This is a genomic window from Pseudomonas sp. BN606, from assembly GCF_029873115.1.
Lineage (GTDB): Bacteria > Pseudomonadota > Gammaproteobacteria > Pseudomonadales > Pseudomonadaceae > Metapseudomonas.
This window is the reverse complement of record NZ_SSOF01000043.1, coordinates 1-4930: the sequence shown is the minus strand read 5'-3', so window position 1 is coordinate 4930 and position 4930 is coordinate 1. Positions and strand designations below refer to the sequence as shown.

5 protein-coding genes are annotated in these 4930 nt (G+C 56.6%); 3 read left to right on the top strand and 2 right to left on the bottom strand.

Annotation, left to right across the window (positions count from 1 at the left end):
* Both E8E75_RS06535 and E8E75_RS06530 read left to right on the top strand, forming a co-directional pair.
* The coding region (locus E8E75_RS06535; protein ID WP_280358339.1) for a transposase at positions 1–262 on the top strand (262 nt) is incomplete at its 5' end.
* Positions 263–625: 363 nt separating this feature from the next.
* Complete coding sequence (locus E8E75_RS06530) at positions 626–1654, top strand: AraC family transcriptional regulator (protein WP_153917868.1); 1029 nt, start codon at positions 626–628, stop codon at positions 1652–1654.
* Between the two features lie 80 nt (positions 1655–1734).
* Here the strand turns inward: E8E75_RS06530 and E8E75_RS06525 are convergent, their stop codons facing one another.
* The gene (locus tag E8E75_RS06525) at positions 1735–2658 is read right to left on the bottom strand and encodes a transporter (RefSeq protein ID WP_153917866.1); all 924 of its coding nucleotides are present in this window, start codon (positions 2656–2658) and stop codon (positions 1735–1737) included.
* A 106-nt stretch (positions 2659–2764) separates the two neighbouring features.
* Positions 2765–3949 carry a serine hydrolase domain-containing protein gene (locus E8E75_RS06520; RefSeq protein ID WP_153917864.1) on the bottom strand — a complete coding sequence of 395 codons (1185 nt, stop codon included), beginning with the start codon at positions 3947–3949 and terminating at the stop codon, positions 2765–2767.
* 501 nt (positions 3950–4450) lie between these two features.
* Between E8E75_RS06520 and E8E75_RS06515 the strand changes: the two genes are divergently transcribed.
* On the top strand, positions 4451–4930 hold a 480-nt coding region (locus E8E75_RS06515; protein ID WP_280358336.1), incomplete at its 3' end, for a transposase.

The following is a 4930-nucleotide window of genomic DNA, read 5'->3' as shown; positions in this document are numbered from 1 at the left end:
CCGCAAGGTCGTGCGCAGCATCCATGAAGCTGCCCGCGACGTAGCGCGACGCATCGCCAAGACACCGGAATACCTCGTCTCTCGTTGCGAACGGAAGAAGGTGGAGATGCTGTTCGCCCACCTCAAACGGATCATGAAACTCGACCGTTTACGACTGCGTGGCCTGACGGGTGCTGCTGACGAATTCACCTTGGCCGCGACGGTGCAAAACCTGCGACGCATGGCCAAGCTCATGCCTCACGGGCCACCGATCACGGGATAGGTACGCCTGCGGCAAGCAGAAACCCTCGAATTAACCCGCAAACCTGAGCCCGGACGCCCAGTGAAACACCGAAAGGCAACGTGAAGTGGCTTGCAGCCACTTCGAACGCTGGCACACCTCGCCGGCTGGCTGCTGCAGAACCGCCTTTTTCAACAGAATCGGCCAATAGCAGACATTAGGAGTGCAAAAAAATTGTCTCCTTTTTTGGGTTCGGTTTGGCTCGCCACAGAACCTGAATTCGTAGCTTGCCGATATTGGTACGTCGCGCTATTAAAAACTTTACGAAGGAGCGCAGACACCGGATTATCTCAAGTCAGCGAGCGCATCAACCTCACCTAAAAAAAAACAAAAACAGGTGTCTCTATGCTACTCGAGCATGCGTTGTTAGCCGATGTCAGCGGCAAGCCGATACGCCAGCATCACAAGATTCATTCAACCGATTGGGATGAAATTAGCGACTGGTCGGATCGCGTTTATATGCCCTATCGCGTGCTACCCGTCGGGCATGCCATCAAACCGCAGGCAAGCATGCATTCGTCCAGGATTGGCGAATTGACGCTGACTCGTTTCGGCTATGGAGTCGCGGTGAACGTCGATGACTTCTCACCCGAAGCGGGGAACGCGCTGCTGCTCACGACCATTCGCGGCAATGCACGGCACTGGACGCAGCGTTCCGTCACTCAAGATACGGCAATAGGTGAATCCTTCATCGCCGATTGCAGTCGTGTCGATTACCGGGTCGACCTCGACCCGGATCACCTGCAACTGAATCTGACCATTCCTCATGTGGTTTTGGAACGCCTGGCGCAGCAGTGGCTTGGGTTCGTGCCCGATGATCAGTTCTGGAGATATAAGTGCACCATCGGGGGAGTGGGTTCGAGCTGGCTAAGTCTGCTGAAGTACGCGGTTCGTTGTGTTGCCGAGAATCCCGAGCACATGGCTGAAGGACGCATTGGCACCCACCTGGAGCAAAGTCTTTGCTTTCATTTGCTGCATGAGTGGACTGGCCGCGCCGCGCAAGCTGGGCTTGATGTGAATAACCCAATGAACCGGATTGCACCCCGTTATGTCAGGGCGGCCGAAGAGTTCATGAGAGCCAATGCCGCGAGCCTACCGACCATCGGAGAAGTTGCCAGTGCGGTTGGGACCAGTGTGCGGGCCTTGAGTGGCGCCTTCTCGCGTTTTCGCGGTATGACGCCTGGCGCATTCATGCGCGAGCAGCGGTTGCAGGGAGTGCACCGCGATTTACTGGCGACAGATCCGGAGTCGGGCGCGACAGTTTCGGCCATCGCCTTTCGGTGGGGATATTTGAACCTGGGTGAATTTGCGGGAGTCTATCGCAAGCGTTTCAGTGAGCTACCTTCCCAGACCTTGCAGCGGCGATCGCGCTAGCATCTTGACGCAGGAAAGAGGCACAGGGAGTGGCGTCAAACCCACTCCCTGTGCCCAGGAACCCAGTCATTCGCTGCGGGTCAGAACACCCACAGCAGCCGTAGGTTAACCCGCTGCTTTTCCTTGAAACCGTTGTCGACCGATACGTCCTGACCGTAATTGAGCAGGGTCTGGAAAGTTGGGGTCATCCAGTATGAGGCCCCAACACGGTACTTACTGGTGTTGGGTTCATCGTTCTGATCCTGACCATCAATGCGCGTCTCACCGCCCCAGAGTTGAGATGCACCGACATGCACCGATAGCTTTGGGGTCACGGCGTATCTCAGGTAAGTCTGGGCTTGCCACAGCGGCTTTTGGCGCAATGTCAGGCCTTGACTGGTGAAGTCGTCATTTTTGCGAAACAGGGTCACATCCGCGGTGAGGTCCAGGGACAGTTTTTCAGTGAGACCTGTCACATAGCCGGTCTGCAACGTTAACTTCCAACGGTTTTCGCCCAGGTTGAGTACATCGTTTCGGTCATAGTTGCCGGTCGGCACGAAGAGGTAGGGCGCAATGCCCCAGTAACGTCTCTTCGCCGGATCATTCTCGAGCCACAAGGTGGACGCCAGAATCAAATCACCCACACCACTGGTTTGTCCCAGCGAGTCGTTATCGCGTGTTCCTTCCAAACGACCGAAGGGCAACAGGAACTGCGTATTGATCGTGTAGTCACCCAACTGCTGGTAATGCGCGGCGCGCAGTATGCCGATATCCGAGTCGAGCCCCGCGTCTATCCCAATCTTGTGACCATCACTGTAAAGCGACCGCCTCTGTGCATGCTGAAGGTAAAGCAAACCGATACTGCTGCCGGCTGGAAGCGCAGCCGTGTATTCACCGGCGTCCACATCGATAGCCTGGGCGTTGCCCGCCAGAACTGCCAGTACAAGACCGGTACCGATCTTTGAAGTGCCAAGTGCGCAAACTATGGGACGAACGCGCACAGGAGGGCATATGGAGATCTCCATGAGTCACCTATTTTGTTTTTGTTGGTTTTCGGAGAGGGGCAGTTTTCTTACGCCATTGCCTGGAACACCTGGCGGGGCTCAGGCCTGAATCGAATCAGTTACTGGCTTATCTGGTCAGATAGCGGTAGGCCGTCGTTTCGAACTCCAGATAAGAGTTGGTTGAAACGGGGTCTACGAACGGCAATATCTGGGTGGCCCAAAAACCACCGATGCCGTTTTTGCGGTCGATCCAATAGAAGAGATTGGCTAATCCGGCCCACGCCAAAGAGCCCGCAGGGCGACCGGTAGGTGCGTCTTGTTCATTGACCATGAAACTCAACGCCCAGGACTTAGGCATGCCCGGGAAGAACTCCGCGGTTTTGGAAATGTTGGGGATGACGCCGGGAAGGGCTTTGATTTTCAGACTTTCGAGGCCGTTCATTTCAGCGAAACGAATCGTTTCTGGCTTGAGAATCCGTCCGTGATCACCCTGCCCATCGTTTATCCAGGCGCGGATAAACTGACAATAATCCTTCACCGTCGAATACAGGCCATGGCCTCCCATGTGTACTTCTGGGTCCTGTGGAAGGATTAGATCCTCAAGGACGGTCAGCGATCCATCCTCTTCACGCTGGTGCACGCCAGCCCGCCGCTGGAGCATCGATGGGGTCATGGTAAAGGCGGTATCGGTCATGCCCAGTGGCTCGAAGATGCGCTGCTGCATGACTTCGCCCAGACGTTTGCCGGTGATGGCTTCTACCACCAGGCCGGCCCAATCTATGTTGGAGCCGTACTCCCACTGTTCACCTGGCTCAAACAGCAAGGGTGTTTTGAGCGCAGCCAACGACCCGCTGATGATGCTGGGTTGTCCTTGTTCCTGGGATAGCCTCTTGTAGTTTTCGTTGAAGAACTCATAACCCAAGCCTGCCGTGTGAAGCAGAAGCATTCGGGTAGTAATTAGTTTTTTGGGGGTGCGAAGGCGAGGGGTGCCGTCGCTATCAAATCCCTCTAGTACCTTCAGTTCGTCGATGATCGGCACATAGTCCCTGGCAGGCGCATCCAGATCCAGGAGACCTTCCTCGACCAACTGAAGCACCGCCGTGGCGGTTATCGCTTTGGTCGTGGAAAACATGGCGAAAACACTGTCGGTCGTCATTGCACCAGCTTGACCGAGCGTTCGTTGACCTGAAGCGCCCTCATAGACCAGGCCGTCGCGCCCTACTACTGCTGCGACTACACCTGGGACGCGCTGTTGACCAGCCGTGGCGGCATCGAGCAAGTGATTGAGTGATGATGTGAAATCTGGGCTCATTTTCTTATTCTCCTTACATCCGCCCATAGTCAGCTCGGCTAGAGCTTATGGCGCGGTGTGCAGTGGCAGGACTGACTTGCCCGACGTAAAGCGATGAGCGTCGGGGTCAGTGGAGAGTAAGAAAATCGAATCGGAGCTTCTGTCGGGTGCCGGCAGAGGGTGTCGGAATCAGGCAGTTATTTACGTACCGCAGCGGTGGGCGATGTGTGATCGGCTGGGCACACTGCGAGTGGAGCAGCTTTCTACAGAAACACCCTCGCCCGATCACGATTCCTCAGATCGCGACAGGCCGTTGGCACTGACGAAGCTAGAACATGAGCGCGAGCCGACTCGCATAGCGGCCTGCTCGGGGGAAAGGGGACCAGGAAAAGGGACGAAAAAGGGGAAAGATTTATTTTCTCTGCTCTAAATGGCCGCTTCTGGCCGATTCTGTTGAAAAAGTAGCTGCCGCCCCATGCCGCCGGCAAAATCACGCGCTCAGCGAGCGTGGGGGCAGGCAGCATGATGGGGCAGTTACCGGGAGGACAGGCGCGCCTGTTCTACTCGTTCAACCTGGAAGAGCACATCCCGCCGCAACACCTCCTGCGCAGCATCGACCAGTGCCTGGATCTCAGTGACCTGCGCGCCCACCTAGCGGATTTCTACAGCCCCATAGGGCGCCCCTCGATTGACCCGGAATTGATGGTGCGCATGCTGGTCGTCGGCTACTGCTACGGCATCCGTTCCGAGCGGCGGTTGTGCGAAGAGGTGCACCTGAACCTGGCCTATCGCTGGTTCTGCCGGCTGGGCCTGGAGGACGAAGTCCCTAATCACTCGACCTTCTCGAAGAATCGCCACGGCCGCTTCCGTGACAGCGGCCTTTTCCGCTGGTTGTTCAATGAGGTGCTACGCCGCTGCATGGTGGCCGGCCTGGTCAAAGGCGAAGGCTTCGCCGTCGACGCCAGCATCATCAAGGCGGATGCCAGCCGGCAACGTGGGGTG